This is a genomic window from Pseudomonas sp. FSL R10-2189, from assembly GCF_009600325.1.
GTDB lineage: Bacteria > Pseudomonadota > Gammaproteobacteria > Pseudomonadales > Pseudomonadaceae > Aquipseudomonas > Aquipseudomonas helleri.
The window spans coordinates 77,801-92,415 of the sequence record NZ_WIVZ01000001.1 but is presented as its reverse complement, the minus strand read 5'-3'; the positions used below and the strand labels follow the sequence as shown (position 1 = coordinate 92,415).

Here is a 14,615-nt window from a genome sequence, read left to right as displayed (position 1 = left end):
CATGCACCTGATCGACACCCACACCCACCTCGACTTCCCGGACTTTGACCCCGACCGCACGTCTTTACTGGCGCGCAGCCGGGCGTTGGGGGTCAGGCAAATGGTGGTGTTGGGGGTGTATCAGGACAATTGGCAGCGCCTGTGGGACTGGGTCCAAACCGACCCTCAGCTCTACGCCGCCTTTGGCTTGCATCCGGTGTACCTGGAGCAGCACCGGCCCGAGCATGTGCGCGAGCTTGGGCAATGGCTGGAGCGTCTGGCCGGGCACCCGCAGTTGTGTGCGGTCGGTGAGATCGGCCTCGACTACTTTTTGCCGGAGCTGGATCGCGACGCTCAGCAGGCGTTGTTTGAAGCGCAGTTCACGCTGGCGGCAGACGCCTCACTCCCGGCCTTGCTGCACGTGCGCCGCAGCCATGCGCCGGTGATTGCGACCTTGAAGCGTTTTCGGCTTAAGCGCGGCGGGATCATTCATGCGTTTGCAGGCAGCCGGGAAGAAGCCCGCGAATACATCAAGCTGGGGTTCAAATTGGGCTTGGGCGGCGCCGCGACCTGGCCGCAGGCAGTGCGCCTGCGCAAAGTCATCGCCGACTTGCCGCTGGAATCCATCGTGCTGGAAACCGACTCGCCGGACATGGCGCCGGTCATGTACCCCAACCAACGCAACAGCCCGGAGCACTTGCCGGCTATTTGTGAAGCGCTGGCGGGGATCATGGGGATCAGTGCCGAGGTGTTGGCCGAGGCCAGCACGGCGAATGCGTGTGAGGTGTTTGGCTGGGACGATTGAGTTGCCTGCCCCCCTCACCCCAGCCCTCTCCCGGAGGAGAGGGAGCCGATTGGGGGATGCGCAAGCTTTTCTGCGGCCTGAAAGTACTGCGCTGAACTCTATAACGCCTCGGTGAAGCTCCCTCTCCCCCGGGAGAGGGTTGGGGTGAGGGCAGAGTTGGCCACGGTTTACAGCAGCAACGTCCACACCGCAAAACCGGTGTACCACAGCACCGCCGCCCGCAGCAGCAAGGCCCACAGCGCGTCGAGGCTGGCGACGCCTTCCGGGCCGACTTGCGGCGCCGGGATTTCAGCAGCGGCACAACCGGCTTTGTTGATCAGTTGTTCTGCGCTGATGTCCCAGCTCAGCAGTTCGTGCAACATCACCCGGGTGACCGCGGCAAAGTTGCCCACCAACGCAAAACTCGCCGCCAGCAAACGCACCGGCAACCAGTCAAAGGCATGCCGCAGTTGCTGGGCACGCTCAACCAGCTCAGGGTTTTTACTGTGCTCCGCCGCCAGCGCCAGCAAGCGATAGCTCAAGGCCGCCACCGGGCCCAGCAGGAAGTACCAAAAAATCACCGCAAAAAAGCTCTGATACGCCTGCCACAGCAAATGGCTCTGGACTTTCTCAAGCAGTTGCTCGCCGCTGTCTGCACGCACGCCAATGTCGCGCTCGGCCACATGCGCACTGGCCTGCAGATCTCCGCGCCGCCAGGCATCACGAACCGGCCCCAGCCCCGCGAGCAGGTCACCCCGGCCCAGGCTGTAAATCAGCACCAACAGGTGCACCGGCAACACCAGCAAGCCATACGCCACCGGCTCCAGCACCCACAACAGCAGGCCCAGGACCAGCACCGGGAACAGAATCAGAATGGCCAGCACCCACCACGGTTTGTTCGCCAGTTTGGGGCTGGCCTCCAGTTTGTGCAGTTCGCGCAACCAGCCGCTATCACACTGCAAACGCTGGCGCAGCGCCGAGAACTTCTCGACCAGAATCGCCAGCAGTAACACCACAAAACTCATTGCTTATCTCCTGTGTGCCGCAACGCGTCACGAAAGCGCATCCATTCAAAAGCCGGGCCCGGGTCGGTTTTGCGCCCCGGTGCGATATCACTGTGCCCGCATATGCGCTGCGCCGTGATCGCCGGGTAGGCGGCTTGCAATTGCCGGGTCAAGGCTAGCAGTGACTCGTACTGCGCGTCGGTGAATGGCAGGTCATCGGTGCCTTCCAGCTCGATGCCCAAAGAAAAATCATTGCAGCCCTCACGCCCGTCGAAACATGAAATACCTGCGTGCCAGGCGCGATCAAGACACGAGACAAACTGAGTGATTTTGCCGTCACGTTCAATCAGAAAATGCGCACTGACCGTGAGCTTCTGGATGCTTTCAAAGTAGGGATGTTCAGTGAAGTCGAGTTGATTCTGGAAAAACTCCTGCACTTTCCCCGTACCGAACTGACCCGGCGGCAAGCTGATGTTGTGGATAACCAGCAGGGAGATCTCGCCCTCAGGGCGCGCATTGAAGTTGGGTGACGGGCAATGGCGCACGCCTTTGCACCAACCGCTTGCGGGGTCCAGCTGCATACAGGCTCCTCAACGACGCTAAACAAAGGCTCAGTATGCCGCGATGAACGCGGCGATGGGGAGCAATCTGCCTGCCTTGGATCAATGAGCGCTGTATTGGCCCAGGCGACCAATCATCGATGCCAGGGCACGGTCGAACAACGGGCGGTCGTCCAGCAACGAAATCGTCCCGCTGCGCAGTTGGCCGATCAAGTCGTTGCGGCTTTTTTCCACCACTTTCACACCACTGCGATTGACAAAAATGTGCCGCCCTTCAGGCTCCATAATCGCAATCAGTTTGCAGCGCTGGCGGCAGGTCGAGTTGGTTTGCAGTTCGATCCAGGTACCAATACGTAGCTGGCTGACCAGCAGCAAACCCAAGTGATCCTGCTCATCCAGCGCTGACAGCGGGCTTGCCTCCACCGGGCGCGACTTGCGTGCCTGCAATTGCTCGCGGGCACGGGTGCGGTGCTCAAGCTGCTCGACCAGCCCGCGTTCGGCGTGAGTAAAGCGCAAGAAGTCATGCAGCAACTCTTCCAGCAACTCGGGCGTGTCAACGCAGGGGCAACGCGCCAGTTGCTTCAACAGCTGTTCGATTTCGCGGTACAGCGGCTCGTTGCGCACGCCCACGCTGTCATCCCAGCCAACCGCCGCATCGGCCATCACGTTCAACAGGCTGCGGGCCGGATGGCTGTCGCTGCTGAAGAAGTGCGGATCGAGCTGAGCGATCTTGAGCATGGGCTCTTGCAACTGGCCCATGAGCTTTTTCAACGGCGGCGCGAGGTTGCGGTCCCTGCTTATATAGTCAAACAGCTTGCCGACCAACTGGTTCACGTCTTCGCCCGCCACTACCGATTCGTGCTGGTGCCCGGCCTTACTTGAGCTACAGCAAGCGATCCCGGTCGAGATCTCGGGCAGCACGCCCGTAGCCACCAGCAACTGGTTGGCATCGGCGTAGAGGCGCGAGGTCTGGCTGAGCAAGTACTTTTCGAAGAGTTGCAACATGATCAGTTTGACCTTGAGGTTAACGCCCTGATCGCGTTCTGCCTGCAAGAAGTACTCGCAGAGCATGGCCGGCCCCAACGGGTTGGTGTGCTCATTGAGCGTCACCCAGCTCAAGGTGTTAAGGCGCGTGGTCAAGTGGCACAGGTCGAGCTGATCCCGGGCCAGCACTTGAGTGACCATGGCATTGATCGCTTGATCACGTTCGCTGTCGATAATGACCAATGAAAAGGCGCTCTGTGTCGGCACAGGGTCCTGCAAGGCGCTTTCGCTGGTATCTGGCTGGGTCAGTTTGAGGAAGGCGAAAAACAGTCGTTCAAGAAAGCCGCGTTCGATGTTTTTACGCTTGAGCCGCACGTCGCGCATGGCTTCAAAATACAGGCTTTGCTCGGCGTCACTGCGGGCCTTGTCGGCCATTGCAAACAGGGTTTCATCGGCATTGTCGAACAGCACTTGCAGCTCGTATTTCAGTTGCTGTGCGGCCTTGTCATGCACCTGCAAAAGGATCACAGGCAGGCGGGTAAGCGGCGAATGCATCGCCAACTCCGTAGAGGTCCTGTAGCCAGGCCCCACTTTCCCGTCATTTTGCATCCTGCCCTCCAGTAATGGTTTCTTCGCTGCCCCGTGAAATGCACGTGACTCATGGGTCACGCCTGACGCTCACGGACAGTTACCGGCAAGTGTTTGCACACTCGCTGGCAGGTCGAAATCAGAACATCACTTAGTGCGTCAAAGCTATGACGCCAAATAGAAGGCGGATTATCGGTAAAAGAACTCGCTTGTACCAGTCACACTCGGCATTTCAGTGAACGAGCGGGCAAATTAATCCTGAAACTGCCAAAAGCCGCACAGTTAGGCGTGTTATTCCTGCGCTGCATGCGCCTTGGGTTCCGCAGCGGCATAGTCATATAATCGACGCACTTTGTTTGTGGAGCGCGTTATGCCGAATTTACATCTGGCCGACCTCACTGCCGAAATCGAAGCCAACGTGCGTCGTGCGTTAGCCGAAGACCTGGGCAGCGGCGACATCACTGCACGCCTGATCCCGGCCGAACGCCTGGCCAAAGCAACAATCATTACCCGTGAAGCAGCCGTGATCAGTGGCACCGCCTGGGTCGACACTGTGTTCCGCCAGCTTGACCCGCGCGTGGCCGTGCACTGGCAAGTGGTCGACGGCGAGCGCGTGAGCCCCAACCAAGTGTTGTTTCACCTCGAAGGCCCTGCCCGCTCGTTGCTCAGCGGTGAACGCAGCGCCCTGAACTTTCTGCAAATGTTGTCGGGCGTAGCGACCCATGCGCAGTCGTTGGCCGATAAAGTCGCTGACACTCAAGTCAAGCTGCTCGACACCCGCAAAACCTTGCCGGGCCTGCGTCTGGCGCAAAAGTACGCAGTGACCTGTGGCGGCTGCCATAACCATCGTATTGGTTTGTACGACGCCTTCCTGATCAAGGAAAACCACATCGCGGCCTGTGGCGGCATTGCCGAAGCCATCAACGCAGCGCACAAAATCGCGCCCGGCAAGCCGGTAGAAATCGAAGTCGAAAGCCTGAGTGAGCTCAAGGAAGCGCTGGCGGCGGGTGCCGACATCATCATGCTCGACGAACTGAGCCTGGACGACATGCGCGAAGCCGTGCGCATTAATGCGGGCCAGGCCAAACTTGAAGCCAGCGGCGGGATCAACGACGCCACCCTGCGCCCGATTGCCGAAACCGGCGTGGACTACATCTCGATCGGTGCCATGACCAAAGATGTCAAAGCGGTGGACCTGTCGATGCGTTTGAGCATCTAACCATCCTCTCCTGTAGGAGCGAGCTTGCCTCGCGATCTTTTAAACATTCAAAAGATCGCGAGGCAAGCTCGCTCCTACAGTCATTACGCCAGCGAGAACCCTTGGCTGCGTTCTTCATGCTCAAGCAACCACTGCTTGGCCGCCAGTCCGCCGCCAAAACCGGTCAGGGTGCCGTTGCTGCCGATCACCCGATGGCACGGGATGATGATCGGAATCGGGTTACGCCCATTGGCAGCACCCACCGCCCGTGAGGCTTTGGGTCGCTGGATCTGCCGGGAAATCTGCCCGTAGCTGGTGGTCTTGGCGTACGCAATGGTGGTCAAGGCTTGCCACACCGACTGTTGAAACGCCGTGCCCTGCGGCTTGAGGGACAGGTCGAAGGTCAAGCGCTCACCCGCGAAATACTCGTCCAGCTGGCGACGCACTTCGGCCAGTTTGTGCGGCGCATGCTCCCAGCCGTCCAGCGGCGTGTGCGGGCGGCGGTCCAATTCAAAGCGAACTTCGCGAAGTCCTTCAGCGTCCGCCACCAAAAACAGCGGGCCAATCGGTGAAGGTATTTGGTCGTAATACACTTGGGTCATGTTGGCTCCTTGCGCGCCGCAGCCGAATCGGTGGCTGCACGCCATAAATACATCACTGAGTAAGCGCGCCATGGACGCCAGCTTTCGGCCAGGGTTTGCAACGCTTTGGTGCTTACCGGGTCGCCCAGCGGGTTGGCCTCGCGGCGCAGGATCAAGTCAGCCGCCGGGAACGCATCGGGGTGTTTAAGCACGCGCATGGCGATGTAATGCGCAGTCCATTCGCCAATGCCCGGCAGTTGCACCCAGCGGTTGATAAAGTGCTGCAGCGGTTGTTCGAGGGCAAAATCGACTCGCCCGTCAAGCAAGGCGCGGGCAATGCCTTGAATGGTGTTGATGCGGGCCTGGGTAATGCCCATTTGGTCCATGTCGGCGTCCGCCAATTGCTCGGGGCCGGGGAACAGCCGGTTCAAATCCGCCCCAGCAACCGGCTCAATCGCAATGCCGTAGCGCTGCACGATGCGACTGGCGAGTGTGCGCGCCGCAGCCACGCTGACTTGCTGCCCCAACACCGCGCGTACCGCCACTTCAAAACCATCCCAACCGCCCGGCAAACGCAAGCCGGGGTAGCGCTCGATGACCGGCGCCAGCAGCGGGCTGGCACTCAAGGTCCGGGCGATAGCCAGCGGGTCGGCGTCGAGGTCAAACATCCGGCGAATCCGCGTGACCACGCTGAGCATCTGGCTCGGCGGCACATTCAGTAGCTCCAGTTGCAACGCATGCTGTTCGCCGGGCCAGGCGCTGACCCGCAGCCAGCCCGGCGCCGCCGGATCGCCCATTACTCGCTGATAACTCTGTGCATCCACTAACTCGATACCCGGTAAAGCCCGGGTCTGCAAAAAGCCCAACAACGCCTGAAAATCGTACGGCGGGCGAAAGCCCAAGCGCAGCACCAAGGCCTTGTCTGCACGGGGTTTAGGGCTACGCCTGAACGCCCTGGGCTCGGCATGGTTGGCTTCGGCAAACGCGGCATTGAAACGGCGCAGGCTACGAAAACCCGACGCCATGGCCACTTCGGTAATCGACAGGTCGGTTTCGGTCAGCAGTTGTTTGGCGAACAGCAGCCGCTGGGTGGCATGCACCGCCATGGGCGGCGCGCCCAAATGCTGGACGAACAAACGGCGCAATTGACGGGCGCCAATGTGCATGCGCTCGGCCAGCGTCTCCAGCGAGTGGTCGGCCAAGTAGCCTTCATTAATGAGCTTGAGCGCCCGCGCCACCAAATGCTCGCCATGCAGCCACAACTGGTTACCCGGCGCCAGCTCCGGCCGACAGCGCAAGCACGGGCGAAAACCTTGGGCCTGGGCGGCGGCAGCGCTGGGGTAATACACCACATTCTCGGCTTTGGGCGGCCGCGCCGGGCACACCGGGCGGCAATAGATGCGCGTGCTGAGAACCGCGGTAAAAAATACCCCGTCAAACCTCGCATCGCGGCTTAAACGGGCGATTTCACAGGCGGCGGTGCTGGGTGCGGGAAGGCTGTCTTGTGTGTTCATGAGCCGCAGAATAGCACCGGGTTTTTAGCGGTTCTCGCCATTTTCGGACGTCAATGTCCGGGCTGCCCCCCACAGGATTACCCGTTATTTGCACGCCCCCTTCTCCAGGCATGTACCGCTTTGGCTCCACACCAGTGTGCCGCCCGAGCTGCTCAGCGATGGGGTCATGACGCTGGTCCAGCCACCCGCTGCCTCGGTGCCGGTCATGGTGATCACGCCGTCAATCACGGTCATGCCCGCCGCCAGGTTGTCCGTCGGATCGGCCGGACCAGGAATGCCATGGCTGCCGGCATCGCAAACACTCAAGTCATTGCTCTCGCTGTAGCACAGGGCCACTGCCGTCTTGTACGTGTTGCTGATGGTGTTCAGTTCGGCGAAGCGGGCCTTCATGGTGTGCTCGTGGTAAGCCGGTAACGCGAACGAGGCGATCAAGCCGATGATCGCAACCACGATCATCATTTCGATCAGGGTGATGCCGAGTTGTTGTTGTTTCACAAAAAATCTCCAAACGTGGGACGCGGCCCAGCGGCCAAACGCCATAACCGTGCCAAGCCTGCAAAAAAGTGCGCACAGGCTATCAAGGTTAGCGGGCGGATGCTCCCTCACTGCATGGCAGACACCTTTGGACACGCTCCAGTGAGTCGCTCAGCGCCCGGCGCATCTAGCCTTCAGACTCACAGCCCAACAGGGCGAGCCGCTCTTCAAGGATGAATGCATGGCAACACAGCCAGTTAAAACCGGGGTGTACCGTTGGGAAGGCACGGACCTCAAGGGCGCACCTGTGAGCGGCGAAACCAGCGCCCAAAGCCTGGCCATGATCCGCGTTCAGCTACGCCGCCAAGGTATTACCGCAGGTAAAATCCGCCGTCATAGTGACCGCGAGCCGCGCAGGGGCAAATCGATCACTGCGCTGGATATCTCTCTGTTTACCCGCCAACTGGCCACGTTGATCAAAGCGGGCATCCCGCTGCTGCAGGCCCTTGAGGTCATCGCCAAAGGCTTCGAGCACATGACCATGCGCCAATTGGTCGGCGAGCTGAAGCAGGACATCAGCGCGGGCATCAACCTGGCCACGGCGCTGCGCAAAAAACCGGCGCATTTCGATGCGCTGTTTTGCAATCTTGTCGACGCGGGCGAGCAGGCCGGTGCTCTGGATGTCGTGCTGCAACGGGTGGCGTCCTACAAAGAAAAAACCGAAGCCCTGAAAAAGAAGATCAAAAAGGCCATGACCTACCCCATCGCCGTGGTGCTGGTGGCACTGGTGGTCAGCGCCATTTTGTTGATAAAGGTGGTACCGCAGTTTCAAGGCGTGTTCAGTTCTTTTGATGCCCAATTGCCCGCCTTCACCCTGGCGGTGATCGCTTTGTCCGAAATGCTGACGCAACACGGCGCTTGGATGTTTGGCGGTGGCTGCCTGATTTTTTTCGCGCTTGGCCATCGCTATAAACGCTCTGAAGCCCTGCGCCAGCGGGTTGATCGATGGCTGCTGAAACTGCCGGTCATCGGCAGCTTGCTGCGATTGTCTGCCATCGCCCGCTTTGCCCGCACCTTGGCCACCACCCTGGCGGCCGGTGTTCCGCTGCTCGAGGCGTTGCGCGCCGTCGCTGGCGCCACGGGCAATCACGTGTACAAAGAGGCGGTGCTCAGGCTCCAGCAGCACGTGGCAACCGGTAGCCAGATTCATGTGGCCATGGGCGCGACGGGTGTGTTTCCGGGCATGGCGATTCAGATGACAGCAATTGGCGAAGAATCCGGCACATTGGATGACATGCTTAATCACGTCGCCACCTATTATGAGAACGAGGTCGACAGTGTGGTCGACAACCTGACAACGTTGATGGAGCCGCTGATCATGACGGTTCTGGGCGTTTTGGTGGGCGGGCTGGTGATCGCCATGTATTTACCGATTTTCAAACTGGGCCATGTCATTTGAGCACGATCGATGTTTCCACCCTCTCTCCCGGCGCCTTTATCGCCTGCGCCCTGGTGCTTGGCCTGCTGGTGGGCAGTTTTATCAATGTGCTGGCGTGGCGGCTGCCCAAGATGCTTGAGCAGGACTGGCAGGCGCAGGCCCGCGAACTGCTTGGCCTGCCCGCCCCGGCCAAAGGCCCTGTGTATAACTTGATGCTGCCACGCTCGCATTGCCCGCACTGCCAGCACACTTTGCGCGCCTGGGAGAACATTCCGCTGCTGAGTTACCTGATGCTGCGCGGCAAGTGCTCGCAGTGCAAAACCGTTATCAGCCCGCGTTACCCCCTCACCGAGCTGACCTGCGCAGTGTTGTCGGGCGTGGTCGCATGGCACTTCGGGCTGAGCCCGCAGGCTGGTTGGATGCTGCTATTGACCTGGGGCCTGCTGGGTATTTGCCTGATCGATCTCAAGCATCAAATTGTCCCGGACGTGCTGGTGTTGCCCCTGCTGTGGCTGGGTTTGCTGCTTAATACCTTCGATACCTTTACCAGCCTGACCCAAGCCGTTTGGGGCGCAGCGCTGGGGTATCTGAGCCTGTGGTCGATTTTTTGGCTGTTCAAGCTGCTCACCGGCAAGGACGGCATGGGCTATGGCGATTTCAAGTTGCTGGCACTGTTCGGGGCCTGGGGCGGCATGGCGATTCTGCCGCTGACGATTGTGCTGTCATCGCTGCTGGGCGCGATGGTGGGGCTGGTGCTGCTGGCTTTGCGCCGGGCGCAGACCTCAACGCCCATCCCGTTTGCACCGTATCTGGCAATTGCTGGCTGGATTGCATTGCTCTGGGGTGGTCAAATGGCCGACTTCTATTGGCAGCTTTCGGTTTGAAATGAATACCCCCTCTTCCAAACCCTGGATTCTCGGCCTCACCGGCGGTATCGGCAGCGGCAAAAGTGCCGCCGCCGAGCACTTTGCCTCGTTGGGCGTGCACGTAGTAGACGCCGATCATGCGGCGCGCTGGGTGGTCGAACCCGGGCGCCCGGCACTGGCCGAAATCGCTAAACACTTTGGCGATGACGTGCTGCAGGCCGATGGGCAGCTCAATCGCAGCGAGCTGCGCAGCCTGATCTTCAGCGACCCGCAGGAGCGCCAGTGGCTCGAAGCCCTGCTGCACCCGCTGGTGCGTGAAGAGATCGCACAAAACCTGGCCCAGGCTCAATCGCCCTACGCCATTTTAGTGTCGCCGCTGTTGATCGAAGCCGGGCAACACAAGACCACCCAACGCGTACTGGTGATCGACGCCCCGCAAGCCCTGCAAATTCAGCGCACGTTGTTGCGCGACAACACCAGCGAAGAGCAAGTGCAGGCTATCCTCAAGGCCCAGGCGAGCCGCGAAGAGCGCCTGCGCCATGCTGATGACGTGCTGGTCAACGACACTGACCTCAACGCACTCAAGTCCGAAGTTGAGCGCTTGCATCACTTTTATTTAACTCTGCATGGAGGCCAACCATGACCAAACCCCCAATGACCGTAGACTGCCCGACGTGTGGCGTCGCAGTGCAATGGACAACCACCAATGCCTTCCGGCCGTTCTGCTCGGACCGTTGCAAACTCATTGACCTGGGCGCCTGGGCCAGCGAAGAACACAAGATCCCGGTGGCCCCGGACGCTGAAGACGAGTTGTTTTCAGAAGACTTGCCAACACGTCTGCATTAATCGTGAAGCCTGCGGGGGTGCAATTGAACGTTCCACCCCCACACTTTCAGTTACACCTGTTTCAAGGCTAAGCTGCGTGCATGGACGACTCTGATTACTTGCGCCTGCTTACGAGTCAGGCCGAACAAGCCAATGCTTTTTTATCCAATGCCCGCAAATGGGAGCGTGAGCGTTGGGTATGCCAACGGCTGCTTCAGGGCTTGAATATTGCCTACCACACCGAGGACTTCACTCAAGCCAGCCAGGAACCGCCCGACGTGTTATTTGGTGAGGCGCGTTTTGAGGTGTTTTTTGTGCTCGATGAAGGCCGCCGTCTCAACGATGAATGGCGCGAAGAACTCCAGCGCCGTCGCAGCGCTTACTCCTTGAGCCAACTGGTGCGCCGCGAAGCGCGGCCCAAGCGGATCCCGGCCAGCAAGTTGCTGCAACGTCTGGGGCCTACGCTGCACAAAAAAGCCAAGAATTACCAAGAGCGCGACATCGACTTGGGCCAATTGGACATCGTCGCTTTTTCCAGCCTCAAACGTGAGGTGCTGGACCTGAACAGTCATTTCCCGCCGCCCACCGAGTATTTGCGCCAGGGCTGGCGCTCGCTTTCACTGGTGGGGCCGACCTTTGCCCGAGTATTGTTCGCCCAACCGGATGCGCCAGATTTTTTGCGCAATAACTTGGGCCGCAGCATCATTTTCGACGTCGGAATCAGCTTGTGAGCCCAAAGCGGTTAATTGAAAACACCCTCGTTCGTCTACACGACAAACTGAGAGTCGAGCCGTTGGGCTGCAACCGTTATGCTGGCTTTGATCCTGATGGCGCTAATGCTGTAGCTTTGTCACACCCTGCAACGTCTATCTGACGGGGCACTCTTTATGCCTGGTCCCAGAACCCAGATGACCCGTTGCACACCGAATTCCAGTTTGTCCGGCGCTTTGAGCTGCTTTGCGCTCGCCCGGATAACCCGCGCACCGATTTTTTTAAGCCTTGTGAGTGATACCTATGACCCATCGTATTGTTATCGTCGGCGGCGGCGCTGGCGGTCTGGAGTTGGCGACCCGCCTGGGCAAGAGCCTGGGCAAGCGCGGCAAAGCCAGCGTCACGCTGGTGGATGCCAACCTGACCCATATCTGGAAACCGCTGCTGCATGAAGTCGCTGCCGGCTCGCTGAACTCATCAGAAGACGAACTCAACTATGTGGCCCAAGCCAAATGGAATCACTTCGAATTCCAGCTGGGGCGCATGAGCGGGTTGGACCGTGAGCTGAAAAAGATCTCATTGTCGGCGACCCTCGACGAAAACGGGCAAGAGCTGGTGCCTGCGCGCGAGTTGAGCTACGACACGCTGGTGATTGCCGTGGGCAGCACCACCAACGATTTCGGCACCAAGGGCGCGGCTGAACACTGCCTCTTTCTGGATACCCGCAAGCAGGCCGAGCGCTTCCATCAGCAATTGCTCAACCATTACCTGCGCGCCCACGCCGGACAAACAGACGCGGTCGAAACCATCAGCGTGGCCATCGTTGGCGCCGGTGCGACCGGGGTCGAACTGGCCGCCGAACTGCATAACGCGGCGCACGAACTGGCGGCATACGGCCTGGACCGCATCAAGCCAGAAAACATGCACATCACCCTGATCGAAGCCGGGCCACGGGTGTTGCCTGCATTGCCTGAGCGCATTGGCGGGCCTGTGCATAAAACCCTGGAGAAACTTGGGGTCAAGGTGCTGACCAACTCGGCCGTCAGCGAAGTGACCGCAGACAGTCTGGTGACCGCCGATGGGCAAGTGATTCCTGCGAGCCTGAAAGTCTGGGCAGCCGGTATTCGCGCGCCGGGCTTTCTCAAGGATCTGGCGGGGCTTGAGACCAATCGCATCAACCAATTGGTGGTGCTGCCTACCCTGCAAACCACTCGCGACGAGAGCATTTTCGCCTTTGGTGATTGCGCGGCCTGCCCGCAACCGGGCACCGACAAAATGGTGCCACCGCGCGCACAAGCGGCTCACCAGCAGGCTTCGTTGCTGGCCAAATCGTTGAAGCTGCGCCTGGAAGGTAAAACGCAATTGCCGGACTACCACTACCGCGATTACGGCTCGTTGATCTCGCTGTCGAGTTTTTCGGCAGTGGGTAACTTGATGGGCAGCCTGATGGGCACGGTGATGCTGGAAGGCTGGTTGGCGCGGATGTTCTACATTTCGCTGTACCGCATGCACCAGATGGCGCTGTATGGCACGTTCCGTACGTTGATGCTGATGCTGGGCAGCAGAATCGGACGCGGCACCGAGCCGCGCCTGAAACTGCATTAACCGTAGCCGCTGACCAGGCACGAGGCGCGGCCTCATGCCTGGGTAGCGACCACAGGTTTCAACGCCCTGCGTGGTTCCCCGCTTCCGCCTCACGGCCTTTAAAGCCGTGGGGTTTGTGGTCTTCAAAAAACTTCACGTTGCGCGCAAAGTCTTCCAGCAGCAATTTGGCCATGTCGATCGACAGGCCTTGTCTGACCAGAATCCGCTGCACCACGACGTCTTCAACATTCGCCGGCAGGCTGTATGCGGGCACCAGCCAGCCACGAATGCGCAAACGGTCAGCCAGGTCATACAGGGTGTAATTGGTGTCGGCGCCCGGCTTTAAACGCCAGGTCAGCGCCGGGATCCCGAGCTTGGGGTCACCACTAAAGAGCATTTCAAACGGCCCGATCTTGACCAGTTCACGCGCCAAATACTGCGCCGTGGCATAGCATTCCGAGTGAATTCGCTCGTAGCCCTCACGCCCCAAACGCAAGAAGTTGTAGTACTGGGAAATAATCTGCCCGGCCGGGCGCGAGAAGTTCAGGGCGAAGGTCGGCATGTCGCCGCCCAGGTAGTTCACGTGGAAGATCAGCCCTTCTGGCAGGTCTTGCGCATCGCGCCAGACCACCCAGCCCGCCCCCAATGGCGCCAGGCCGAATTTGTGGCCGGAGGTGCTGATGGATTTGACCCGGGCAACACGGAAATCCCACAGCACTTCAGGTGCACAGAACGGGGCCAAAAATGCACCGCTGGCGCCGTCGACGTGAATATCAACGCTCAGGCCGGTGCGTTTTTCCAGCTCGTCGAGGGCGTCTGACAGTGGCTGGACCGTCTCGTACAGGCCGGTAAAGGTTTGACCGAACGTCGGCACCAACACGATGGTGTTCTCATCGACCCGGCCGTCGAGGTCTTCCGGGGTCATGAACCAGTGGCCTTCGGACATCGGCACTTCGCGGATTTCTACATCCCAATAGCGGGCGAATTTATGCCAGCACACCTGCACCGGGCCGCAGACCATGTTCGGGTTAGCCGTCGATTTACCAGCGGCTTTACGCGCGGCACGCCAGCGCCACAGCGCAGCCAGGCCGCCGAGCATGCAGGCTTCGCTGGAACCCACGGTGGAGGTGCCCAAGGTGTTCGCCGCATCAGGGGAATGCCATAAGTCGGCCAGCATATGGATGCAGCGGCTCTCAAGCTCCGCCGATTGCGGGTACTCGTCTTTGTCGATCATGTTTTTGTCGATCGACAGATCCATCAGCCGGTGGACTTCGTCTTCTGCCCAGGTCTGGCAGAAGGTCGCGAGGTTCTGTCGGGAGTTGCCGTCCAGATACAACTCGTCGTGGACCAACTGGAAAACCTCGCTTGCGACCTGCTCCGACTCCGGGAAGCGCTTGATCGCAGCGGCATGATCCAGAGTCGATGAACCAAAAATAGGGTCAGTCGCAGAGTGACGCTTGACGCGGTGCAGTGCCATGAAAACTCTCCTTGAGTAATAAGCAACACAACTGAACCTACCGCTTGC

At 59.8% G+C, this 14,615-nt stretch carries 15 protein-coding genes; 8 read left to right on the top strand and 7 right to left on the bottom strand.

Annotated elements, in window-relative coordinates; all coding sequences use genetic code 11:
• The first annotated feature begins 1 nt into the window (after position 1).
• On the top strand, positions 2-784 hold the full coding sequence (locus tag GHO32_RS00440; protein WP_153334962.1) for a TatD family hydrolase: 783 nt from the start codon (positions 2-4) through the stop codon (positions 782-784).
• A gap of 167 nt (positions 785-951) precedes the next feature.
• Here the strand turns inward: GHO32_RS00440 and ampE are convergent, their stop codons facing one another.
• From ampE to GHO32_RS00425, 3 genes are all read right to left on the bottom strand, one after another.
• Entirely contained in the window at positions 952-1,788 is an 837-nt protein-coding gene (gene ampE, locus GHO32_RS00435) for a regulatory signaling modulator protein AmpE (protein WP_153334961.1), read from the bottom strand.
• A complete protein-coding gene (gene ampD, locus GHO32_RS00430; RefSeq protein WP_153334960.1) occupies positions 1,785-2,348 on the bottom strand; it encodes a 1,6-anhydro-N-acetylmuramyl-L-alanine amidase AmpD in 564 nt (187 codons plus the stop codon). The genes ampE and ampD overlap by 4 nt, the downstream gene beginning before the upstream one ends.
• Positions 2,349-2,429: 81 nt before the next feature.
• Entirely contained in the window at positions 2,430-3,866 is a 1,437-nt protein-coding gene (locus tag GHO32_RS00425; RefSeq protein WP_371924580.1) for a DUF1631 family protein, read from the bottom strand.
• A 403-nt stretch (positions 3,867-4,269) separates the two neighbouring features.
• Between GHO32_RS00425 and nadC the strand changes: the two genes are divergently transcribed.
• Complete coding sequence (gene nadC / locus GHO32_RS00420) at positions 4,270-5,118, top strand: carboxylating nicotinate-nucleotide diphosphorylase (RefSeq protein WP_048367315.1); 849 nt, start codon at positions 4,270-4,272, stop codon at positions 5,116-5,118.
• A gap of 83 nt (positions 5,119-5,201) precedes the next feature.
• On the opposite strand, the gene GHO32_RS00415 is transcribed toward nadC, so the two are convergent.
• The 3 genes from GHO32_RS00415 to GHO32_RS00405 form a co-directional block, all read right to left on the bottom strand.
• Entirely contained in the window at positions 5,202-5,699 is a 498-nt protein-coding gene (locus tag GHO32_RS00415; protein WP_153334958.1) for a methylated-DNA--[protein]-cysteine S-methyltransferase, read from the bottom strand.
• Positions 5,696-7,192: a DNA-3-methyladenine glycosylase 2 gene (locus GHO32_RS00410; RefSeq protein ID WP_153334957.1), complete on the bottom strand. Its 1,497-nt coding sequence runs from the start codon at positions 7,190-7,192 to the stop codon at positions 5,696-5,698. The genes GHO32_RS00415 and GHO32_RS00410 overlap by 4 nt, the downstream gene beginning before the upstream one ends.
• 84 nt (positions 7,193-7,276) lie before the next feature.
• Positions 7,277-7,687, bottom strand: a complete 411-nt coding sequence (locus GHO32_RS00405) for a prepilin-type N-terminal cleavage/methylation domain-containing protein (protein ID WP_241486629.1) — start codon at positions 7,685-7,687, stop codon at positions 7,277-7,279.
• Between the two features lie 220 nt (positions 7,688-7,907).
• Here GHO32_RS00405 and GHO32_RS00400 point away from each other — a divergent pair, with 220 nt between their 5' ends.
• The 6 genes from GHO32_RS00400 (at position 7,908) to GHO32_RS00375 (ending at position 13,111) form a co-directional block, all read left to right on the top strand.
• Positions 7,908-9,125: a type II secretion system F family protein gene (locus GHO32_RS00400; protein ID WP_153334955.1), complete on the top strand. Its 1,218-nt coding sequence runs from the start codon at positions 7,908-7,910 to the stop codon at positions 9,123-9,125.
• Entirely contained in the window at positions 9,122-9,988 is an 867-nt protein-coding gene (locus GHO32_RS00395) for an A24 family peptidase (RefSeq protein ID WP_153334954.1), read from the top strand. Before GHO32_RS00400 ends, GHO32_RS00395 begins: the two co-directional genes overlap by 4 nt.
• A 1-nt stretch (position 9,989) precedes the next feature.
• The gene (coaE, locus tag GHO32_RS00390; RefSeq protein ID WP_153334953.1) at positions 9,990-10,613 is read left to right on the top strand and encodes a dephospho-CoA kinase; all 624 of its coding nucleotides are present in this window, start codon (positions 9,990-9,992) and stop codon (positions 10,611-10,613) included.
• On the top strand, positions 10,610-10,816 hold the full coding sequence (gene yacG, locus GHO32_RS00385) for a DNA gyrase inhibitor YacG (RefSeq protein WP_048367331.1): 207 nt from the start codon (positions 10,610-10,612) through the stop codon (positions 10,814-10,816). The genes coaE and yacG overlap by 4 nt, the downstream gene beginning before the upstream one ends.
• 80 nt (positions 10,817-10,896) lie before the next feature.
• Positions 10,897-11,526 (top strand): DUF1780 domain-containing protein, encoded by a 630-nt coding sequence (locus tag GHO32_RS00380; protein ID WP_048367338.1) that lies wholly within the window; start codon positions 10,897-10,899, stop codon positions 11,524-11,526.
• A gap of 283 nt (positions 11,527-11,809) precedes the next feature.
• Entirely contained in the window at positions 11,810-13,111 is a 1,302-nt protein-coding gene (locus GHO32_RS00375; RefSeq protein WP_153334952.1) for an NAD(P)/FAD-dependent oxidoreductase, read from the top strand.
• 58 nt (positions 13,112-13,169) lie between these two features.
• On the opposite strand, the gene GHO32_RS00370 is transcribed toward GHO32_RS00375, so the two are convergent.
• On the bottom strand, positions 13,170-14,567 hold the full coding sequence (locus GHO32_RS00370) for a glutamate decarboxylase (protein ID WP_153334951.1): 1,398 nt from the start codon (positions 14,565-14,567) through the stop codon (positions 13,170-13,172).
• Positions 14,568-14,615 lie beyond the last annotated feature (48 nt).